Raw genomic sequence first — 20549 nt, forward strand, 5'->3', positions numbered from 1 at the left:
CGCTCGGAACGGCTCAGGGCTGGTCGACGAGGTCGACGAGGTCGCGCACGCCCATGACCTCGACGAGGAAGCGCAGGCGCTCGGGCGCGCCCACGATCCGCACGCGTTCGCCCGACGACCGGTACGTGAGCGCGATGAAGCGCACGACCGTCGAGTCGACGAACGTCACGTCCGACGCGTCGATCGTCAGCGCGGGCCGCAGGTGTCCGTCCTCGGCGCCGTGCGCGACGTCCTCGAGGCGCTCGCTCAGCGCGGCGTCGATCTCGCCGACGAGCACGACGACGCCGTCGTCGCGCACGCTCACCGACCCGGCCTGGCGCATCGCTGCGTCGGGTGCCTCGTCGAAGACCGCCCACACCGTCTTCGAGCTGGCGTCGGCGAACCAGCCCACGTCGAGCGACAGTTCGCGCGCGAGGTGCAGCCCGAGCCCGCCGGCTCCCAGCACCCGGCGGCCGGCGAACACCGGCGTGACCGCCACGTCGTGGTCGGCCACCTCGAGCAGGTACGACCCGGCCCGCCGGTGCAGCCGCACGAGCGTCGGGGGCAGGCCGTGGTGCAGCGCGTTCGTCGCGAGCTCGGACGCGATGAGCACGATCTTGCTGGGGGTGTCGTCGAGCGACTCCGTGGGCGACGCGCCCTCGGCCTCCAGCCGACGGCCGAGGTCCGACCGGAGCGACGCGAGCTCGTCGGCCGAGCCGAGCGTCCACTCGTCGAGCAGCGTGTACCCCGCGGGCGGCCGTGCCATGGGCAGGTCGTCGTCGGTCTCGGTCACGTCGATCGGCACCGGAGGTACTCCCGGGGTGGAGGGGGGCGGCCCGCCGAGCGTACGTCGTGGCGAGCGCCGGCGCGCGTCCTCGCGGGTCCGTCAGGCGGTCGCGCCCGCGGCGCGGGTCGCCTCCTCGATCATCCGGACGAGGGCCGTGAGGTCCTCCTCGAACGTGAGCTCGCGCAGCATCGTCGTCGGGCGGTCGTCACGCATGCGCCAGACGAACGCGTAGAGCACCGGACGCCCGTCCTTCACGCGGCGCATGACGACGATGCCGGTGTCGCCCACGACCGTCGTCGTCGGGAACGACGCGTCGTCCGCCGGCTCCATCGTGAGGCCCTGCGCCGCGAGCTGGCCGAACCGCGCCATGAGCTGGGGCTTGGTGATCCGCACGACCTGACCGGCCTGGTCGATCCGCAGGTTCTCGAACTCGTCGTCGTACACCGCGTCGAGCCGCGCGAGGTCCATCGTTACCCCGGCGTCGAGGTAGTCCTGCATGGCGTCCACGAGCGTCGTCATCGTTCCTCCTATAGCGGTGTTATAGCAACGATGCCGACGATAGGTATAGCGGTGTTATAGAGTCAACCCCGACATGGCGATCGACACCGAGCAGATCCTCGACGCGGCCCTCGACCTCCTGCGCGAGGGAGGGCTCGATGCCGTCACGGTGCGCGCGCTCACGACGCGCCTCGGCGTGCAGGCGCCCGCCGTGTACTGGCGCTTCGCGGGCAAGCGAGAGCTGCTGGACGCAGTCGCGGAGTCGGTGCTCGCCGAGCGCGTGCCCGGCCTCCCGCCGTTCGACGGGGTGCAGCCGTGGGCGCCGTGGTGGGCGGACCGGCTCCGGGCGCTGCGCGCAGCGATGCTCGCCTACCCGGACGGCGCCCGGCTCGTCACGGGCGCCACGCCCCTGCGGGTTCCGACCCTCGAGCGGCTCGTCGACGACGGTCTCGCGGCCGCCGAGGTCGCGGGCCTCGACCTCCTCGACGCGGCCGTGCGCGTCTACACCTCGCTGCACTACACGTTCGGCCACGTCATCGAGGAGCAGGACTCGGCCGCTGTCGGGCGGATGGACGACGAGACGGCGGCGTCGTTCCACGAGCGGTACCCCGCCGTGGCGCGGCTGCTCGCGCTGGCGGTGTCGTCAGGCGCGACGCCGGACGACGCGTTCGACGCCGGGCTGCACCTGATCCTGCGCTGAGTGCCCGGTCAGAGCCGCCCGCCGGTGGACGGGCCGTGGGCCTCGTCGACGATGCGGGCGAGCGCGCGGGCCGAGTCCGGGACGCGGGGGAGCGACCGGGACCAGACGAGCGTCAGCGGGCGGTCCAGCGCGACGTCGGTGACCGAGACCTCGACGAGGCTGCCGGCGGCGAGCGCCTCGCGGACGGCGAGCCGGCTCAGCACCGCCGGGCCGCTGCCGGCGGCGACCGTGGCGCGGACCGCGGCGGTCGTCGGGAGCTGCGCGGCGGGGGTGCGGACGGCGTCGGCGCCGAGAGCTCCGGCGAGCGCCGCCTCGAACGCGGCGCGCGTGCCCGAACCCGCCTCGCGTGCGACGAGGGGCGCGGCAGACAGCTCGGCGCCGGTGATCGCATCGCGCGAGGCCCAGGGGTGGTCGGGCGCGACGACCACGACGAGCTCGTCGCGTGCGACGACGCGCGAGCGGACGTCGTCCGGGACGTGCGGGGTCTCGACGAAGCCGATGTCGCACGCGCCGTCGCGCACGAGCTCGAGCACGCGAGCGCTGTTCGCCGCGGTGAGCTCGACGTCCTGCGTCCCGGGAACGCCGGTCGCGCGCAGGCGCACGAGCCACGCGGGCAGCAGGTGCTCCGCGACGGTCAGGCTCGCGGCGACCCGCAGCGCCGCCGCACCCTCGCCGCGCAGGCTGGCGACCGCGACGTCGAAGCGGGTCGCGGCCTCGACGACCTCGGCGGCCCACGACGCCACGACGCGTCCGGTCGTCGTCAGCTCGGACCCGCGCGCGGACCGGTCGACGAGCCGCGCGCCGACCTCTCGCTCGGTGGCCCGGACGCGCTGGCTGACCGCCTGCTGGCTCATCCCGAGTGCCCGCGCCGCAGCCGAGATGCTGCCCTGCTCGTCCACCGCGACCAGCACGCGCATCGCCGTCAGGTCCGTCATGGCGCCCAGGGTGTCACAAGTAACGCTTGTGCCCGGACAACGTCTCTCGTCTACCGGCCGCCTCGGCGCCCGACCAGGCTGAGCACGTGCTCCAGCAGCTCCCCACGCGCCCTCGGATCGGCGTCCGCCGGCTCGGACCCAACTGGTTCGCCTCCGTCATGGGCACGGGCATCGTCGCGACCGCCGGCGCCGGCCTCCCGCGCGCGCTCCCTGGCGTGCGACCGTTCGCGACGACAGTGTGGGTGCTCGCCGCGACGTTGCTGCTCGTGCTCGTCGTCGCGACCGCGGTGCACTGGGTGCGGCACCGCGACGCCGCGCGCGCCCACGTGCTCGACCCGGTGATGGCCCACTTCTACGGCGCGCCGCCGATGGCGATCATGACGGTCGGGGCGGGTGCGCTCGTCGTCGGCCCACCGCTGCTCGGCGCTCGTACGGCAGTGCTCGTCGACGCCGCGCTGTGGTCGGTCGGCACCGTGCTCGGGCTCGCGACCGCCGTCGTCGTCCCCGTCGTCGCCGCGACCCGGCACGAGCCGCACCCGCCGTTCGCCGGCAGGCTCATGCCCGTCGTCCCGCCCATGGTCTCCGCGGCCACCGGCGCGGTGCTCCTGCCGCACGTCCCGCCCCACCAGCGCGGGCCGTTCGGGGTGGCGCTCGTCGTGCTGTTCGTCGCGGGGCTCGTCGGGACGCTCCTCGTGCTGCCCGGGGTGGTGCGCGCCGTCCGGGGCGGCCACCTCGGGACCGTGGCGCTCGTGCCGACGCTGTGGATCGTGCTCGGCCCGCTCGGCCAGTCGGTGACCGCGGCCAACCTCATGGCCGGCGACGCGGCGCTCGTCGACCCGTCCGCCGCCCGGCTCGCGCGCGGTGTCGCGGTCGCGTTCGGCGTCGTCGTGCTGACCGCCGCCGCGGTGTGGGCATGTGTCGCGCTGCGGCTGACGCTCGCCGCCCGTCCGCCGTTCGGGCTGCCGTGGTGGTCGTTCACGTTCCCCGTCGGGACGTGCGTCACGGGGCTCTCGGCGCTCGCGGTGCGGACGGGGGCGCGCCCGCTCGCCGACGTCGCGCTCGCGGCGTACCTCGTGCTCGTCGTGGTCTGGGCGACGGTGGCGGCGCGCACCTGGCGGGGCGTCGTCGTGACGCGCGTGCTGCTGCCGGCGTGAAGCGTCCACGGTGGCCCCACAGCTCCTGCACATGAGCGCCACCGGTGGGCTCCCGGCCGCGGTACCGTCAGCCTGACGACGACGACTGCGGGGGGCAACCATGAAGGTGCGAGACCTGTCGGTGCGACACCAGGCGACGGCGACCGCGGCGGCCGTCGCGGTCGGGGCGCTCGTCCTCGGCCTGAGCGGGACCGCGCCGGCCCTTGCCGCCGACACGCCGACCGTCACCGTCTCGGGCACCATCACGATGCACGGCAGCCCCGTGCCCGGTGCCGACGTCGAGGTGATGGACTGGTACACCGACGACGACGTGTGGGAGACGGTGGCGCACGGAAGTGCGGACGCCGACGGGCACTACGCGATCGAGGTGGACTCAGGGGCGTACCCGCACACGTACACCGTGGGCGCGACGGGCGGCACGCCCGAGTCCTCGCTCTGGACGTTCTACGGCGGGACCGTCCGCGACTGGGACGCGCGTCTGCTGAAGGTCACGCCCGGCTCGGCCGTGACCGCCGACGTGGAGCTGATCGCCGGTGCCTCGGTCGCCGGAACGGTCGTCGACGACCATGGCAAGCCCGTCAAGGGTGCGAACGTCGTGGCGAGCAACCTCGACCGCGTCGGTGAGGTCGCGGGCACCACCGACGCGACCGGCGCGTACGAGCTTGATGGTCTGCCCGCGGGCCCGGTCGTCGTCTCGGCACCGGGCGCGCAGACCGTCACGTCGACCAGGACCGTTACCGCGGTGCAGGGCTCGACCGTGCAGGTCGGCCGCATCTCGATCCACCAGGGTTCGACGATCACGGGCCGGATCAAGGCGACCCGTCCGTACGACCAGAAGGTCGTGCTCCTCGACACGAAGTGGCGCCAGGTCCGCACGGGGACCCCGGACCGCTCGGGGAACGTCCGGTTCACAGGGCTCCCGCACGGCGCGTACCGCGTCGTCCTGAGTGGGACGAACGTCAGCAAGCGGGTCGTCGTCTCGGCGAGCAGCACCGCCTCCTTCGGGACGATCGAGCGCGCGAACCGCAAGAAGCTCTCCGGCACCGTGCGCACGCCCTCCGGCAAGCCCCTGGCGCACGCGGACGTCGCAGTGACGGACGCGTACGGAACGAGATCCGGAACCGCGACGACCGACTCGAAGGGGCGCTTCTCGGTCATCTGGGTGCTCGGCGGGACGTACACGGTCACTGCCTCGCGCCCCTCCGCCGGCTACGCCACCGGCACGAAGACCGTCAAGGCGACCGGCCACCAGGACGTCACCGGTGTCGTCGTCTCCACGCACACGGGCGGGACCGTCAGCGGCGTCGTGAAGAACGCCCATGGCGAACCCGTCGAGGGTGTCTACGTCCGGGCCGCGAGCGCGACCGACCGCACGCTCCAGGTGCAGACGGACGACCACGGACGCTGGACGCTGACGGGTCTCGGCAAGGGGAAGTGGACCGTCGGCTTCGAGGACTGGTACCCGGGCGGTTACCGGAACGCCTCGCGGTCCGCGACGGTCACCGCCGGGAAGACGACGACGCTGTCGGTCACGCTGCACTGAGCGACGCCCTCACCCACCTGTGAGACTCGGGCGATGGCCGTGCACACGATCGAGGGGTCGCACGTCCGCGACATCCGCACGTTCTACGACGAGCTCAACCGGGTATTCATGGCAGACGAAGACTGGCGCCTCGGGCAGAGCCTCGACGCGCTCGCGGACATGCTGCACGGCGGGTTCGGGGCGCTGCTCGACGATCCCGCGCCGGTCGTCGTGTGGCGCGATCACCCCGCCAGCCGGGCCGCCCTCGGGGTCCAGGCGACGCGGGGGTGGATCGCGTCGCGCGCGTCCCGCCCTGGGTACGACCCAGCACGGCTGCAGGCGGACCTCGACGAGCTCGAGCGCGGCGGGCGGACGTACTTCGACATCGTGCTGGAGATCTTCGGGGAGTACCCGGAGATCGAGCTGCGGCTGGAGTAGCCGTGCGGTGGTGGGCCCCGTGGGGATCGAACCCACAACCCGCGGATTAAAAGTCCGCTGCTCTGCCGATTGAGCTAGAGGCCCTGACCAGGCGAGCGTAACTACCTCCCGGCCCGTGAGGACGCCGCCGCGTGGCGCTCGCCTCGGTCGCGGTCAGCGCACCGCGAGCTTCGTCGTCGCCGAGTTGCCGGACGTGAGCACCTTGGCCGTCGTCCCGGACGGGGTGAACGACGCGGAGACCTTGTACGTCCCGTGCTTGAGGCGGGGGAGCGTCACGGTGACCTTGTTCTTCGACGCGCTCGTCATCTTCGCCGTCACCGAGTGCGATCCGTACCGGACCTTGACGGTGCCGCTCGACCAGATCCTGCCGGTGACCTTGACGACCACCTTGGCGCGCGACGACGTGCGTACGGTGCGGTCGGCGAGCTTTGCGGTGACGGTCGGTCGCACCTTCGGGATGGTGACCGACGTGAGGTCGAACGACGTCGACGCGTACCCCGGGCGGGAGACGACCACGTGCGCATGGATCTTGCGGCCCACGTCGGACAGGTCGATCAGCTTCTTGGCCGAGTGGTTGTCCGAGCTGGTGACGTTGCCGGACTTCCAGGAGTAGGCGAAGCGGACGTCGGGCGAGTCCCAGGTGCCCGGCGAGACGGTGATCGTGGACCCAGAACGAGCGGTGCCGACGAACCGGGGCGCGACGAGCGCGCGCGGGGCTTTGCCCTCGAGGACGCCGAAGGCTGCGGTCGCGCCCCCGACATCGTGGCCCGGGCGGGTGCCGGTCGCCTTGAGTTCGACGAGCTTGCCCAGCTGGGCGGGCGTGGGCGTGAACGTCGCACCGGTGCCGACGGTTCGGCCATCGATCGACCAGGTGTAGGTGAGTGCGGTTCCAGCGTCCCAGCCGCTGGGCGCTGCCGTGATCCGGGACCCGACGCGCGGCTCGCCGGAGATGTCGACGAGTCCGCTCGGAGACGCGCCCGCGCTGACCGTCCACCACGAGGCGGGGGTATAGCTGCCGTCGAGGTGCTCTGGAGCGGTCGCGGTCGCGGTGACCCAGACGATGTGCCCGACATCGTCGGGTGCCACGCGGTAAGACGACCCCGAAGCGTCGGACGTGACGGTGCCGTGAGCGACGCGCCCGTCTGAGTACCACGTGTAGCTCGTCGTGGCTTCTGGTGTGTCCCAGGTCGGGGCCGCGACGGAGAGCACTCCGTCGACGACGAGATCACCCACCATCGCGGGGTGTGAGCCCGCGATGTTGATCGACTGCCAGACGACGGCGTCGACACCCGACGCCGGCGCCGCGAGCTCGGTCCCGAGGGTCGTGACGCGCGCGCCGACCTCGCCGACACATCCGTTGTCGCTGCTCTCCCAGCCGCGGAAGCAGACGGTGTACCGGGCGCCTGCGCGCAGACCGCCGACCGACCACGTGCCGTCGGATGCGACCGTGCTGCTGGACACGCGGCCGCCGTACGAGGCGGTCGTGAGCACGGTCCAGCGCACCCCGGCGCTCAGGGGGCGGTCCGCGTGGCGCAGGGTGCCGGAGATCGTCGCCGCTGGGTCCGGCACGACGTCCACGTCGGACCCCGCCGTGAACGCGCCGGCGTCGGTCGCCAGGTCCGAGGTCCGTCCGTCGGACGTCACCCACCCGCCGACGACTGTCGAGGCGGGGCCGGTCGTGACCTGGAGGCGGTAGGTGAGCTCGGGGTCGAGGCGCCGGACGCGGTAGGTGCCGTCGTCGGCCATCGGATACGAGAAGCCCGAGTTGCCGTCGGGCCCGATCGCGCTGACCCCGACCTGAGCGGGATCGGAGCCCGCGGGCGTGCGAACCGTGATCGTCCCGGCAGCACGCAGCGAGAACGTGCCGAGGTCGGCCGGCGCGTGGACGGGGACCGCGCGCTCGCGAGGTCCGACGAGTGCTCCGTCGCCGACGTAGCCGCCGACGTAGTCGTCGGTGCTCACCAGGACCTGCACCACGGGATCCCCGTGCGGGCCGACGCGCGGCCAGTCGAGCGTGAACGTCGCGACACCGTCGAGCGTGCGCACGGTGGGGTATCCCCATTGTGTGCCGTCGGAGTCGGTGACGCGTGCGTCGATCGAGTCGAGACCGTCCGGCACGGTCACGGCCCAGGTGAGCCGGTCGGTCGTCGTGTCGTCGGCGACGGTCGGGCTGATCGCGCCGGTGGAAGCGAGGATCGCGAGCGCGAGGGTCAACAGAGTGCGCGGAGCGCGGCGGGTGGAGGGCACTGTCGTCCTGTCGATCGGGGTACCGATGTCATCGGCAGCGCGTCATTGTGCCTTGACGTCTGCCCTCAGACAGCATCGGGCGGAGCGGTGCGACTAGCGCTCGTAGTCGAACCGGAGCCGCATCTTGTCCCCGCGGAACACGATCGACGAGTACTCGAACGGCGCCGACCGCCCGTCGGAGATCACGTCGTGCAGCAGCAGGGCCGGCTCGCCGCGCCGCATCTCGAGCAGCTTCGCCTCGATCGGGCTCACGGCGTGCGCCTCGAGGTGCTCGTTGACGTGCTTCATCGGCAGCCCGTAGTTCGTCTCGAGCACGACGCACAGCTGCTCGGACACGACGTCGTGGCGGTCGAGGTCAGGTGCGAGCGTGGCCGGGACGTGCGAGCGGTGCAGGCTGACGGGCTCGTCCTGCACGGACCGCACGCGCACGATCGTCCAGACCTGCTCGCCCTCGCCCAGCCCCAGCTCGGACCGCACGCCCGACGACGGGCTCTCGAGATCGAACGACACGAGGCGCGTGGTGGTGGGGTAGCCGAGGCCCTCGAGCTGCTCGCGCACGCCGCCGTAGGCGGGGGAGAGGGTGTCGATCTTCTGCGGCGCGACGTACGTGCCCTTGCCGGGGACGCGCACGAGCAGGCCGTCGTTGACTAGCTTGGTCAGGACGCCGCGGACCGTCATGCGGCTCAGGCCGTACATGCGGTTGAGCTCGTTCTCGGACGGGATGCGCTGGTTGGGCAGCCACTGCCCGTCGACGATCTTGGCGTGCAGGATCTGCTCGAGCTGGACGTACAGGGGCACCGCGGAGTCTCGTTCCAGCACCTCGGTCACGCGTCCGCCCCCTTCGTCGTCCCCGCATCGTAGCCGGACCATCCGACCCGTTGACCGCACCTGACTGCACCTGTATAGACTGCCGCCGGATCGGGATGCAAACGACGAGACGGACGAGGGGGTCGCGTGCTCGCATCGACGCTGGAGCTCGCCCGGGCCGGCCGGGAGCACGGGTACGCCGTGCCGGCGGTCAATGTGCTCGACGACCTGAGCCTGCGGGCGGTGGTCGAGGCCGCTGTCGCGGCTCGCTCGCCGTTGATCGTGCAGGTCTCGGTGAAGACGGTGCGGTCCGTGGGCACCGAGCTCATGACGACGATGTTCCGGCTGGCGACGAAGGACGCGCCGGTACCCGTCGCGCTGCACCTCGACCACTGCCCGGACCGCGCGGTCATCTCCGACGTGGTCGCCGCGGGGTGGTCGTCGGTGCTGTTCGACGCGTCCGACCGCGGCCTCGCGACCGCTGAGCGCGAGACCGCGGAGGTGGTCGCGCAGGCGCACGCCGCGGGCGTCGAGGTGGAGTCGGAGATCGAGAACATCATCGGCGTCGAGGACGGCGTCGGGTCGGACGTCGCGCTGCACGCGTACTCGGTGCAGGAGCTCGCGGACGTGGCGCAGCGGACGGGCGTCGACCTGGTCGCGCCCCAGCTGGGCACCGCGCACGGCGAGTACAAGGCCGCGCCGGTGCTGCGGCCGGACCGCGCGCGCGAGCTGGCGGCGCTCACCGACCGGCCGATCGTGCTGCACGGCGGCACGGGGCTGCGGGCGGAGGACTTCAGGGCGTTCATCGACGCGGGCTGCTCGAAGATCAACATCTCCACGGCCGTGAAGACGTCGTACATGCGCTCGGCGGAGGAGCACCTGGCGGGCGCCCGGGCGAGCGGGAGGTGGGACCCGCCCAGCATGTTCCGCGACATCTCGGCAGCGGTGCAGGCCGCGGTCGCGGGTCACATCGAGGAGTTCGGCTCGGCAGGTCGGGCATGAACGCGCTCGTGTTCGACTGCGACGGCGTGCTGGCCGACACCGAGCGCGACGGGCACCTGCCCGCGTTCAACGCCATGTTCGAGCGGCTCGGGGTGCCCGTGCGCTGGACGCAGGAGAGGTACGGCGAGCTGCTGGCGATCGGCGGGGGAAAGGAGCGGCTGGCGACGGTGCTCGACGACGCGCCGGGGATGCCCACCGACCCCGACGAGCGCCGCGAGCTGGTCGCACGCTGGCACCGCACGAAGACCGAGATCTACACACGGATGGTCGCCGACGGGGTGCTGCCCGCCAGGCCGGGGATCGCGCGGATCGTCGAGGAGGCGGCCGCCGCGGGCTGGGCGCTCGCGGTGGCGTCCACGTCCGCCGAGGCGTCGGTCCGCGCGGTGCTCGAGCACGCGGTCGGGGTCGAGCGGGCGCGGGACTTCGCGGTGTTCGCGGGGGACGTGGTCCCCGCCAAGAAGCCGGCGCCCGACATCTACGACCTGGCCCTGCGCGAGCTCGGCGTCGGGCCGGCCGAGACGGTGGTGGTCGAGGACAGCTCGAACGGGCTGCGCGCGGCGCTCGCGGCCGGCGGGCTCACCACGGTCGTCACGGTCAGCAGCTACACGGCCGACGAGGACTTCACGGGTGCCGCGCTCGTCGTCGACTCGCTCGGCGACCCGCCCGCGGATCCGACGACGGTGCTCGCCGACCCGTACGGCGTCGAACCCGCAGGCCGGGTCGATCTCGCCACCCTCACCGCACTGCTCACCGCCCGGACGAAGGAGCTCGCGTGACCCAGGAACGCGTGGAGTACGTGATGCGCACCATCACGGACCAGTGCATCGAGAACGAGCGGTACTTCAGCGACCTCGACTCCGTCGCGGGCGACGGCGACTTCGGCTACTCGCTCGCGCGCGGATTCGAGAACGTGCGCGACCAGTGGGACGGGTTCGACCGCGCGGACGCCGGGACCTTCCTGCAGAAGGTCGCGGTGACGATGAGCGGCCGCATCGGCGGCACGTCGGGGCCGATCTGGGGGACCGCAGTGCTGCGGGCCGCGGGAGTGGTCAAGGGCAAGCACGACGTCTCGGGCGACGACGTCGTCGCGATGCTGCGCGCCGCGGTCGAGGGGATCAAGGCGCGCGGCGGCGCGGACCTGGGGGACAAGACCCTCATCGACGCGCTCGTGCCGATGACCGATGCGATCGAGCGGGAGCTCGCCGCGGGTTCGTCGCCCGCCGACGTCGCGCGGGCTGCGGCGACCGCCGCACGTACGGCGGCCGACGCGACCAAGGAGCTGCAGGCGCGCCGCGGCCGGGCCGCGTACACGGGCGAGCGCAGCATCGGCTCGGTCGACCCGGGGGCGACGGCCGTGGCCGTGCTCGCGGAGAAGATCGCCGAGGGGTGGTGATCGTCGCCCGACGAGGCGGGTGCAGGGCGTGCAGGGGCAGGCACGGAGCGCGATCCAAGCAGCAGACCCACGACGACGTGCGGAAAGGCAGCCAGCGATGAAGAAGTTCGTCAACGACCCGCGGAACTTCGTGCCCGAGATGCTCACCGGCATCGCGCTCGCGAACCCCGACACCCTCACCTACGTGCCCGACTACAACCTCATCATGCGGGCCGACGCACCCCGGCAGGACAAGGTGTCGATCATCCAGGGCTCCGGATCGGGTCACGAGCCCGCCCACGTCATGGTCGTCGGCAAGGGGATGCTCGACGGCGCGTGCCCCGGGGACGTGTTCGCCGCACCGCCCATGGAGTACGTGCTCGAGACGGCGAAGCTGCTGCGCTCCGACAAGGGCGTCCTGCTCCTGGTGAACAACTACACAGGCGACAAGATGGCGTTCGAGATGGCCCAGGAGCTCGCCGAGGCCGAGGGCATGAACGTCAAGACGCTGTTCATCAACGACGACGTCGCGGTGCAGGACTCGACGTGGACGGTCGGCCGGCGCGGCGTCGCGGGCAACTTCTTCGTCATGAAGGCGGTCGGTGCAGCGGCCGAGGAGGGTGCGGAGCTGGACGAGATCGTCCGGATCGGCGAGAAGGTCAACTCCGTGACCCGGACGATGGGCATCGCGCTCACGCCGTGCACGCCGCCCGCGAAGGGCTCGCCGCTGTTCGAGCTCGGGGACGACGAGATGGAGGTCGGCGTCGGCATCCACGGCGAGCCGGGGCGGCGCCGCGCGAAGCTGGTGAGTGCCGACGAGATCGTCGACGAGCTGCTCGGCGCGGTGGTGCCGGACCTGCCGTACGAGTCGGGCGACGAGGTCGCGCTCATGATCAACGGCCTGGGCGGCACCCCGATCAGCGAGCTCTACATCCTCTACGGGATCGCCCACCGCAAGCTCGAGGAGAAGGGCATCAAGGTCTGGCGGTCGTACGTCGGTGAGTACTGCACCTCGCTGGACATGGCGGGCGCGAGCCTCACGCTGGTGAAGATGGACGACGAGATCGCCCGGCTGCTCGAGGCGCCCGCGGAGATCGCGATCCGGGTGTTCTGACCCCCGCTTCGTGCACACGTGCCGGGCCGCGCGAGGTCAGCCCATCAGCGCGGCCCGGCACGATGGTCGACGCCGCCGGCGGGTCCACGAGCCGGCCGGTCAGTGCACGTGGACCGTCGACATCGTGGTCGTCTTGGCCGCCGTGCCCTTCACGGTGCGCGACGTCGAGTGGTAGCCGCCCGTGTACCGATCGGTGAACGCCACGGTCCGCGTACCCGGCGTGACGCCGTGCAGCACCCAGCGGCCGCGGGCGTCGGTCGTGGTCGTGCGACCGTCGACCTTCACGGTGATGCCCGCGACGACCTTCCCGTGGCTGTTCCTGACCACGCCCTGAAGGGTCGCGGCGCGCGGCAGCCGGACCGAGACGCCCGTGCGGTCCTTGCCACGGTGCACGAGGACCTTCACGGTCGCGGTTCCGTCGGCCGTGCTCCTGCTCTTGGCGCGCACCGTGTACGTGCCGGTCACGACGCCGACCACCGAGAACCGGCCGTGCGCGTCGGTCTCGGCGGGATCGGTCCGTGTGCCGGACGCGTCGGTGATCGTGACCGTCGCGCCGACGACCGGCGCGCCGGAGGCCGATCGCACGACGCCGGAGATCTTGTGCAGCGTGCCGCGCGCGATCGTGCCGAAGGACGCCTGCTTGCCCGCCGTGACGACGACCTTCTTGCTCAGGTTCGTGCCGACGACGACCACGTGGTACGTGCCGGCGGGAACGAGGGAGAACGTGACGCGCCCGCTCCTGTCGGGTGTGGCGGACGCGACGACGCGGTGCGACGAGCTGATCAGCTCGACCGCCTGGTCGTCGACGGCGCGCCCTGTGACCTTGCCCGTCACGACGACGAACGGCGACCACGCAGCGACCCTGGTCGTGAGCCTGGTGGTCGTGCCCTGCTTCACGCTGACGGTGGCACTCGGGATCTTGCGATCGAGGCGCGCGAACGTGACGTGCACCTTCCCGGTGGCGAGCCCGCGGAGCACGTACACGCCGTGCTTGTCGGTCATCGCCTGGGCGCTCCCGGTTCGGTCCCCGTTGGTCGCTGCGACGGACACGTTGCGCAACGGCTTGCCCGAGGCCGTCACGACCTTGCCCGTCAGGGCAGCGGACGCCACGAGTGCGACGTCGAGCCTGGTGGTGGCGCCGGAGTACGTCGTGAACGGACGCGCGTCCGGCGCACGGACGGTGCCGCCGGAGTACGTCGTCAGGAAGCCGCGCGAGGCAGGTGTCGACACGCGAGCGGTGAAGGCGCCAGGCTGGACCTTCGTCGTGAACACGCCCGACGAGCTCGTCGTGGACTCGCTGATCGGCGGCAGGTCCACGGTCGCGCCGCGGACCGCCTTGCCCTGACCGGTGACCTTGCCGGTCACGACCGAGTCGGCGGCGACTGCCAGATCGATGCCGGTGCGGTCCTTGTCCCAGACGACCGAGAGCGTTGCGAGCGTCCGGTCCGTGTTCCGGTAGTAGACCGGACTGGCGTGCGCTGTGGACGCGGACACCCGGTACGAGTCCGGCAGCACGATGAGCGCGTAGGTGCCCGTCGCCGAGGTCTGCGCGCCGGCGTAGTTGGTGTAGTCCTCGGTCGCGTGCGTAGCCTCGGCCAGGACGTAGGCACCGGCGACGGGCGCCCGGGTCGCCGCGTCGGTGACGGTGCCCGTGATGGCCTGGACCCCGGGGACTGCGAGCGACACGGACGTGTCGCCCGCGACGGTGAGCGCGCGGTCGGCGTCCCGGTCCGAGGCATCGAAGTCGACCTCGCCCCACACCCGGTAGCTGCCGAGCGGGACGTCGGTGAAGGTCACGGTGCCGTCGGCCCCGGTGCTGTCCGCAAGGATGCCTGGCGTCGCCGAGCCGTCCGGAGCGGTGAGCCGGATCGCCGCGTCCGGGATCGGCACGCCGCCGGCAGTCGTCGCTCGGACCGTCACGGTCGCGGTGCCGGTGGTGGCGGCGTCGGCGGGTGCGGCCCCGAACGCGACGAGGGCGAGCACGGCGGCGAGGCCGGCCGCCAACCACCCCCCGCGCCTCGTCCGCACCGCTCGGTCGAGCTCCACCTGCGTGGTCCTCGTCATTCGCGTGACGATACGCGCACGGCCGCGGCTGCGGGCGTGTTCTCGGAGCTGCTGCGACAAAGCCCGTTGATCCGTGCCGACGGCGCCTTCAGTCGGAGTCCGGTCGTGAGTCGTGACCGTCAGCCGACCTGCTGGTCGACCAGTCGGCTGATCTCGTCGACGTCGTTCTTCACCGCGAACCACGGAGCGCTCATCGCGGCCAGCCCCGCCAGGAGCAGGAGCACGGCGACCACCCAGGTGAGCGCAGAGAAGGGGGGAGCCCCGCGGAACACCCCGCGCTGGTAGTCGCGCGACGCCTTGGACAGCAGCACGACGACACCGAGGCACGCCAGGTACCACTCGGTGCCCGGTCCGCGCATGAGCACGTCCAGCCCGCCGACGAGCAGCATCAGTCCCACCGCGGTGCAGTAGAGCCCGACCGCCCGCCGTCGGCGGCGCCGCGCGTCCGCGAGCCGGTGGCGGGCGAACTCGGGACTCGACTCGACCTGGTCGACCACGCTGCGACGGTCGAACAGCGAGGGCGAGCCCGCGGAGCCTGCGGCCGCAGCGGGGTCGAAACGGGGATCAGGCACGTACGGCGATCCGCCGGCCTGAGTCGCGCCGGTCGCCCAGTCGGGCTGCGACGCCCACGGTGGGGACACGGCGGCCTGCGAGCTCGTCGGTTGCGGTGCCCACGACTGCGACGCGGCGCGCACGGGCGGCTCCGCGACCGGAGCGACCGGAACAGCGGGCGCGACCGGAGCGACCGGAGCAGCAGGCGCGACGGGCGCGGTGTGCTCCGTCCACCCCGTCCCGTCGAACCAACGCAGCACCCCGGGCGTCACGCCGTCGGGGTACCACCCAGGTGCCGGTCCGTCGTCCACGGGTCGGATCGTGCCAGACGCGGACGCGGCAGGTCACCGTGCGCGCCTGTGGACCGCCCGCACGGACCAACGACGCACCGACTCCGAGGCCGAGGTCACGCGCGCTCGATGCGAAGGTCGAGCCACCGCGCGAGGTCGGTGATCTCGTCGTCGACCGCCCGTTGCTCGTCGGCCGTGAGGTCCGTGTCCAGGTGCAGGGCGTCCACGCGCAGCACGCCGCGCGCGGAGTCCGCGGTCGCGTCGAGCTTGCCGACGAGGCGGTCGCCGACGAGCACCGGGAGCGCGTAGTAGCCCCAGCGTCTCGCGGCCGCCGGCTTGAACATCTCCAGCGCGTACTCGAACTCGAAGATCTCGGTCATGCGCTTGCGGTCGTGCAGCAGGCGGTCGAACGGCGACAGGAGCGCGACCCGCGGCCGCGCGGGGCCGGCATCGAGCCACACCGGGTCCACGCGCCACGAGCCGCGCACGCCCTCGATGACCGCGGGCTCGCCGGCCTCGCCGACGTCGAGCGGCTCGACCGGGCACTGCGGCCCCCGGCTGCGGGCGATGCCGAGCGCATGCAGCCGCCGCTCGTCGCGCAGTCGCCGCGCCTCGACGACGTCCGGGTACGCCTGGAACGGGTAGACGCGGTCGGCGAGATCCCACAGCCGCGTGCGCCCGTCCCAGCCCGCGACCGCGACGTCGCCGGTCTGCGTCAGCAGGTCCAGCATCATCGTGACGTTGCGGCTGTTGTTCCATCCCGACGAGCGCCACGGGCGCACGCACGTGTCCGGGAGCTCGCCCGCGGGCAGCGGGCCGTCGGCGCGCAGGGTGTCGAGGATGTCGTCTCGACAGCGACGGTTGTCGTGCAGCCAGCGCGCGTTCGCGACCTGCCAGCCGCGTCCCTCGGGCGGACCCGGCCACTCGGCCATCTCGGCCCGGTAGAGCGGCAGGTCGGTCGCCGGGCGCAGGGTGTTGCGCAGGTCGAAGAGGCGGTGCGTCGCGACCGCGTCCTCGAGGTCGCGTGGGTCGTAGGACGAGCCGAGCCGGCTCCACAGCACCAGGTCGGCGCTCGGCGCGATCGCTGCGGTGGGGTTGAGCTGCAGGAGCGAGACGCGGTCCACCGCGTCGAGCAGGCCGTCCGGTCGGTCCGCCGTGAGGGCCTGCGCACGCACCGCGACACGGCGCGCGTCGGCGCGGCTGAGCTCCAGCGGTCCCATGCGGCGCGACCCTACGCGCGCCCACTGACACGCGCCGGGGTCAGGCGTGCGTCGCCCCTGGGTTGGCCAGCACCCGTGCCGCGCTCGCGTGCGCGCGCTCGCACGCCCCGCGCAGGTCCGCGCCGTCGATGAGCGCGCCGAGGAACCCGGCGGCGAACGCGTCGCCCGCCCCCGTGGAGTCGCGGACGTCGGCCACGGGCGGCACCGGCACGACGAGCGGATCGGCGCCCGGCGCGAGCACCGTCGTCGGGTCGGCACCGGCCTTGACGACGACCGTCGTCGCGTCGAGCCCCCCGCGCCCCGGGCCGAGCAGCCCCAGGCACGCGGCCTCGTCGGCGTTGGCGAGCAGGACGTCGGGCGCGAGGTCGACGAGCAGGCGATGGAACTCGTCGACACCGTAGTGCTCCATCATCCCCGTCGAGGCGACGTCGACGCTGGTCAGCGCTCCGCGCGCACGTGCGCGACGCGCGGCGTCGAGGGCCGCCGCCGCGGCGGGGCCGTCCGCGAACGCGTAGCCCGACACGTGCAGCAGGGACACGTCGTCGAGCCATTCGTCGGGCACCGTGCGCAGCTCGCGTGCGGCCGCGCGGTCGGGCAGCATCGTCCGCTCGCTCGACGCGTCGATGAGCACGACGACAGTGCCCGTCGAACCGCGGCGCTCGACGCGGACGTCCACGCCGAGCACCGTCATCCCGTCCACGAGCGCCGCACCCAGGCGGTCGTCGCCGACGCATCCGAGGAACCGCGTCGGCGTGCCCGCGGCGGCCGCGAACGCGGCGACGTTCGCACCCGAGCCGCCGCGGGTGCGGAACACGCGCGAGCTGGTGTCGGTACCGGTCCGCAGGTCCTCGTCGAGCCAGACGACGACGTCCTCGACCAGGTCACCGAGGACGGCGAGCATCAGCGCGCGACGAGCGCGGCGGCGACCTGGCCCCCGAGCGCGACGTTGCCGCGGTACACCTCGACGTTGACGTCGAGGCTGCGGCCGCCGGTGTCCCGCTGGATGAAGTCGAGCAGGAACGGCGTGATCGCGTTGCCGTGCACCCCCTGGGCGTCCGCCTCGGTCCACGCGCGCTGGAGGATCGCGTCGAGCTCCTCGGGCGGCAGCTGCTTGTCCGCCGCGACGGGGTTGGCCAGCAGGATCGCCTGCTCGAGGCCCAGCTCGTCGCGCGCGGAGATGACGTCCGCGGTCTGCTCGGGGGAGTCCACCGCGAAGTTCACCTCGAAGCCCGAGTCGGACACGTAGAAGCCCGGGTACGCGGTGGTGCGGTAGCCCAGCACCGGGATGTTGAGGGTCTCGAAGCGCTCGAGCGTCGCGGCGACGTCGAGGATCGACTTCACACCGGCGCTGATCACGAGGATCGGGGTGCGCGCGAGGACGGTGAGGTCGGCGGACTCGTCGAACGACTCCGCGGCCCCCCGGTGCACGCCGCCCAGGCCGCCGGTCGAGAAGACGCGCACGCCCGCGCGGTGCGCGAGGAACGCCGTCGCGGCGACGGTCGTGCCGCCGTGCAGGCCCAGCGCCGAGGCGACCGGCAGGTCGCGCAGGCTGACCTTGGCGATGCCGTCGGTGCCGGCGAGGTCGGTGATCTGCTCGGTGCTCAGCCCGACCGTGGGGACGCCCTGGTAGACGCCGATCGTCGCGGGCACGACGCCCTGCTCGCGCAGGCCGGCCTCCGCCTCGAGGGCTACGTCGAGGTTGCGCGGACGGGGGAGCCCGTGCGTGAAGATCGTCGACTCGAGGGCCAGGACGGGGCGGCCCTCGCGGACGGCGGAGGAGACCTCGTCGGAGACGTGGATGGCGGGGGTGGGCATCGTCGTGCGCGCCTTTCGTGCGGGGGTACCGGGTCACGGAGGACGGCGACGAGCGCCGTCGGGACCAACCTACGTGACCCGTGCGTCCCGGTCCGGGCCCTCCGACCCGGGCTACGGCGTTCGCACAGGTCAGGCACAGGTTCACGTGACGTTCGCCCGAAACGGGTTGTCGATCGCTTGCAATCCGTTTCGCCGGATGTTGTCGGAATCGTTGACCGATTTCACCCGGTGCGGATAGGTTCGTGGAACGAGGATTAGTTACCGATCCTTACTAAACCCCCTTTCCAAATGCGTCACCACGGAGGCACCGATGCACTTCGCGAGACGAGCCGGGACACCGGCTGGAACCACCCCCGCACAGCCCCGCCAGCGGTCACGACGACGTGCCGCTGCCCTCGCGTCCACCGTCGCCGGTGGGCTCGTCGTCGCCGTCATGGCGGCGCTCCCCTCGTCGGCCGACGCGGCCGGCACCTTCACCGCGAGCTTCGCCGCCGCGGGCGACTGGGGCTCCGGCCACCAGGCGTCCATCACGGTGACCAACGGCTCGTCGCAGTCCGCTGCGAGCTGGACCCTCGAGTTCGACCTGCCGGCCGGCACAGCCGTCACCAGCTCGTGGGACGCCGACGTCGTCAAGACCGGGAACCACTACAAGGTCACGTCCAAGAGCTGGGCCGGGCCGTTCGCGCCGGGTGCCTCGCAGACGTGGGGCTGGGTGGGCTCCGGCCCGTTCAAGCAGCCCACCGGGTGCACCATCAACGGCGCCACCTGTACCGGCGGCACCGTGACGACCAGCCCGACGACCACCACGACGCCGACGACGACGCCCACCGTGACCCCGACGGTCACGCCGACCGTGACCCCGACGGTCACGCCGACGGTCGACCCGAGCGGCAAGAAGCTCGTCGGCTACTTCGCCGAGTGGGGTGTCTACGGACGCAACTACCAGGTCAACAACATCAAGACCTCGGGCAGCGCGTCGAAGCTGACGCACATCCTGTACGCGTTCGGGAACACCACGGGCGGCAAGTGCTCGATCGGCGACTCGTACGCCGACTACGACAAGGCGTACACGGCCGACCAGAGCGTCGACGGCGTCGCCGACACCTGGGACCAGCCGCTGCGCGGCAACTTCAACCAGCTCAAGAAGCTCAAGGCGGCCAACCCGAACCTCAAGGTCCTCTGGTCGTTCGGTGGTTGGACCTGGTCGTCCGGCTTCACGCAGGCCGCGGCCAACCCGACCGCCTTCGCGCAGTCGTGCTACGACCTGCTCAACGACCCGCGCTGGGCCGGCCTGTGGGACGGCATCGACATCGACTGGGAGTACCCGAACGCCTGCGGCCTGTCGTGCGACTCGAGCGGCCCGAACGCGTTCAACAACGTCATCACGGCACTGCGCAACAAGTTCGGCTCCAGCTTCCTGGTCACCGCGGCGGTCACGGCCGACGGCAGCAACGGCGGCAAGATCGACGCCACCGACTACGCCACGGCGACCCAGAAGCTGTCCTGGCTGATGCCCATGACGTACGACTACTTCGGCGCGTGGAACCCGCAGGGCCCGACGGCCCCGAACGCGCCGCTCACGTCGTACCCCGGCATCCCGCAGGCCGGCTTCAACGCCGAGGACGCGATCAACAAGTTCATCGCCAAGGGCGTGCCCGCCAACAAGATCCTGCTGGGCGTCGGGTTCTACGGTCGCGGCTGGACCGGCGTCACGCAGTCGGCCCCCGGCGGGGCGGCCACCGGCGCAGCCCCCGGCACCTACGAGCAGGGCATCGAAGACTACAAGGTCCTCAAGAACAAGTGCCCTGCGACGGGGACCGTCGGCGGCACGGCCTACGCCAAGTGCGGCAGCGAGTGGTGGAGCTACGACACCCCCGCGACCATCGGCAGCAAGATGGCCTGGGCGAAGAACAAGGGTCTCGGCGGCAGCTTCTTCTGGGAGCTGTCCGGCGACACCTCGAACGGTGAGCTCATCTCCGCGATGAAGAGCGGTCTGAGCTGACGACCACCGCCGGGCCCCCGTCGGCAGTGCGTGGCGGACGGGGGTCCGGCG

General features: G+C 72.4%; 19 protein-coding genes, 1 tRNA gene and 1 pseudogene. 9 read left to right on the forward strand and 12 right to left on the reverse strand.

The features are described from left to right. Positions 1–13: 13 nt before the first annotated feature. Both AW16_RS17685 and AW16_RS0109395 read right to left on the reverse strand, forming a co-directional pair. Positions 14–784, reverse strand: a complete 771-nt coding sequence (locus AW16_RS17685; protein WP_051681830.1) for an STAS domain-containing protein — start codon at positions 782–784, stop codon at positions 14–16. A gap of 81 nt (positions 785–865) precedes the next feature. After that, positions 866–1285 carry a hypothetical protein gene (locus AW16_RS0109395; RefSeq protein ID WP_029289895.1) on the reverse strand — a complete coding sequence of 140 codons (420 nt, stop codon included), beginning with the start codon at positions 1283–1285 and terminating at the stop codon, positions 866–868. Between the two features lie 73 nt (positions 1286–1358). On the opposite strand from AW16_RS0109395, the gene AW16_RS0109390 reads away from it, so the two are divergent. Continuing rightward, positions 1359–1964 carry a TetR family transcriptional regulator gene (locus tag AW16_RS0109390; protein ID WP_029289893.1) on the forward strand — a complete coding sequence of 202 codons (606 nt, stop codon included), beginning with the start codon at positions 1359–1361 and terminating at the stop codon, positions 1962–1964. Between the two features lie 8 nt (positions 1965–1972). Here AW16_RS0109390 and AW16_RS0109385 read toward each other — a convergent pair whose 3' ends face one another. Continuing rightward, entirely contained in the window at positions 1973–2899 is a 927-nt protein-coding gene (locus AW16_RS0109385; RefSeq protein ID WP_051681829.1) for a LysR family transcriptional regulator, read from the reverse strand. 86 nt (positions 2900–2985) lie between these two features. Here AW16_RS0109385 and AW16_RS0109380 point away from each other — a divergent pair, with 86 nt between their 5' ends. The 3 genes from AW16_RS0109380 (at position 2986) to AW16_RS0109370 (ending at position 6013) form a co-directional block, all read left to right on the forward strand. After that, positions 2986–4053: a C4-dicarboxylate ABC transporter gene (locus AW16_RS0109380; RefSeq protein WP_231496004.1), complete on the forward strand. Its 1068-nt coding sequence runs from the start codon at positions 2986–2988 to the stop codon at positions 4051–4053. A 100-nt stretch (positions 4054–4153) separates the two neighbouring features. Further along, a complete protein-coding gene (locus AW16_RS0109375; RefSeq protein WP_029289887.1) occupies positions 4154–5596 on the forward strand; it encodes a collagen binding domain-containing protein in 1443 nt (480 codons plus the stop codon). 33 nt (positions 5597–5629) lie between these two features. After that, entirely contained in the window at positions 5630–6013 is a 384-nt protein-coding gene (locus AW16_RS0109370; protein ID WP_029289886.1) for a barstar family protein, read from the forward strand. Between the two features lie 8 nt (positions 6014–6021). On the opposite strand, the gene AW16_RS0109365 is transcribed toward AW16_RS0109370, so the two are convergent. The 3 genes from AW16_RS0109365 to AW16_RS0109355 all read right to left on the reverse strand — a co-directional run bounded on the left by AW16_RS0109365 (position 6022) and on the right by AW16_RS0109355 (position 9088). Then, a tRNA-Lys gene (locus AW16_RS0109365) sits at positions 6022–6097 on the reverse strand. 69 nt (positions 6098–6166) lie between these two features. Beyond that, positions 6167–8227: a hypothetical protein gene (locus tag AW16_RS0109360; protein WP_029289884.1), complete on the reverse strand. Its 2061-nt coding sequence runs from the start codon at positions 8225–8227 to the stop codon at positions 6167–6169. Positions 8228–8353: 126 nt separating this feature from the next. Beyond that, on the reverse strand, positions 8354–9088 hold the full coding sequence (locus AW16_RS0109355; RefSeq protein WP_197021597.1) for a GntR family transcriptional regulator: 735 nt from the start codon (positions 9086–9088) through the stop codon (positions 8354–8356). A gap of 126 nt (positions 9089–9214) precedes the next feature. On the opposite strand from AW16_RS0109355, the gene AW16_RS0109350 reads away from it, so the two are divergent. The 4 genes from AW16_RS0109350 to dhaK all read left to right on the forward strand — a co-directional run bounded on the left by AW16_RS0109350 (position 9215) and on the right by dhaK (position 12555). Continuing rightward, positions 9215–10069, forward strand: coding sequence for a class II fructose-bisphosphate aldolase (locus tag AW16_RS0109350; RefSeq protein WP_051681828.1), 855 nt, complete (start codon positions 9215–9217; stop codon positions 10067–10069). After that, positions 10066–10845, forward strand: a complete 780-nt coding sequence (locus AW16_RS0109345; protein ID WP_029289878.1) for an HAD-IA family hydrolase — start codon at positions 10066–10068, stop codon at positions 10843–10845. The genes AW16_RS0109350 and AW16_RS0109345 overlap by 4 nt, the downstream gene beginning before the upstream one ends. Then, on the forward strand, positions 10842–11462 hold the full coding sequence (gene dhaL, locus AW16_RS0109340) for a dihydroxyacetone kinase subunit DhaL (RefSeq protein ID WP_231496003.1): 621 nt from the start codon (positions 10842–10844) through the stop codon (positions 11460–11462). Before AW16_RS0109345 ends, dhaL begins: the two co-directional genes overlap by 4 nt. Before the next feature lie 97 nt (positions 11463–11559). Further along, positions 11560–12555: a dihydroxyacetone kinase subunit DhaK gene (dhaK, locus tag AW16_RS0109335; protein WP_029289875.1), complete on the forward strand. Its 996-nt coding sequence runs from the start codon at positions 11560–11562 to the stop codon at positions 12553–12555. A 99-nt stretch (positions 12556–12654) separates the two neighbouring features. On the opposite strand, the gene AW16_RS0109330 is transcribed toward dhaK, so the two are convergent. The 6 genes and pseudogenes from AW16_RS0109330 to AW16_RS0109310 form a co-directional block, all read right to left on the reverse strand. Then, a complete protein-coding gene (locus tag AW16_RS0109330) occupies positions 12655–14619 on the reverse strand; it encodes a carboxypeptidase-like regulatory domain-containing protein (protein ID WP_029289874.1) in 1965 nt (654 codons plus the stop codon). Positions 14620–14738: 119 nt separating this feature from the next. Next, complete coding sequence (locus tag AW16_RS18775; RefSeq protein WP_231496006.1) at positions 14739–15191, reverse strand: hypothetical protein; 453 nt, start codon at positions 15189–15191, stop codon at positions 14739–14741. A gap of 186 nt (positions 15192–15377) precedes the next feature. Next, positions 15378–15482: pseudogene (locus AW16_RS18915) on the reverse strand (DUF2510 domain-containing protein); the annotation flags it as partial. A 95-nt stretch (positions 15483–15577) separates the two neighbouring features. Further along, complete coding sequence (locus AW16_RS0109320; protein ID WP_029289871.1) at positions 15578–16681, reverse strand: DNA glycosylase AlkZ-like family protein; 1104 nt, start codon at positions 16679–16681, stop codon at positions 15578–15580. Positions 16682–16721: 40 nt separating this feature from the next. After that, entirely contained in the window at positions 16722–17582 is an 861-nt protein-coding gene (locus AW16_RS0109315) for a carbohydrate kinase family protein (protein ID WP_029289869.1), read from the reverse strand. Next, a complete protein-coding gene (locus AW16_RS0109310) occupies positions 17582–18496 on the reverse strand; it encodes a pseudouridine-5'-phosphate glycosidase (protein ID WP_029289867.1) in 915 nt (304 codons plus the stop codon). Before AW16_RS0109310 ends, AW16_RS0109315 begins: the two co-directional genes overlap by 1 nt. Before the next feature lie 433 nt (positions 18497–18929). Here AW16_RS0109310 and AW16_RS0109305 point away from each other — a divergent pair, with 433 nt between their 5' ends. Further along, positions 18930–20498: a glycosyl hydrolase family 18 protein gene (locus AW16_RS0109305; protein WP_029289865.1), complete on the forward strand. Its 1569-nt coding sequence runs from the start codon at positions 18930–18932 to the stop codon at positions 20496–20498. Positions 20499–20549 lie beyond the last annotated feature (51 nt).

The sequence above is a fragment of the Cellulomonas sp. HZM genome (assembly GCF_000708885.1).
GTDB lineage: Bacteria > Actinomycetota > Actinomycetes > Actinomycetales > Cellulomonadaceae > Cellulomonas.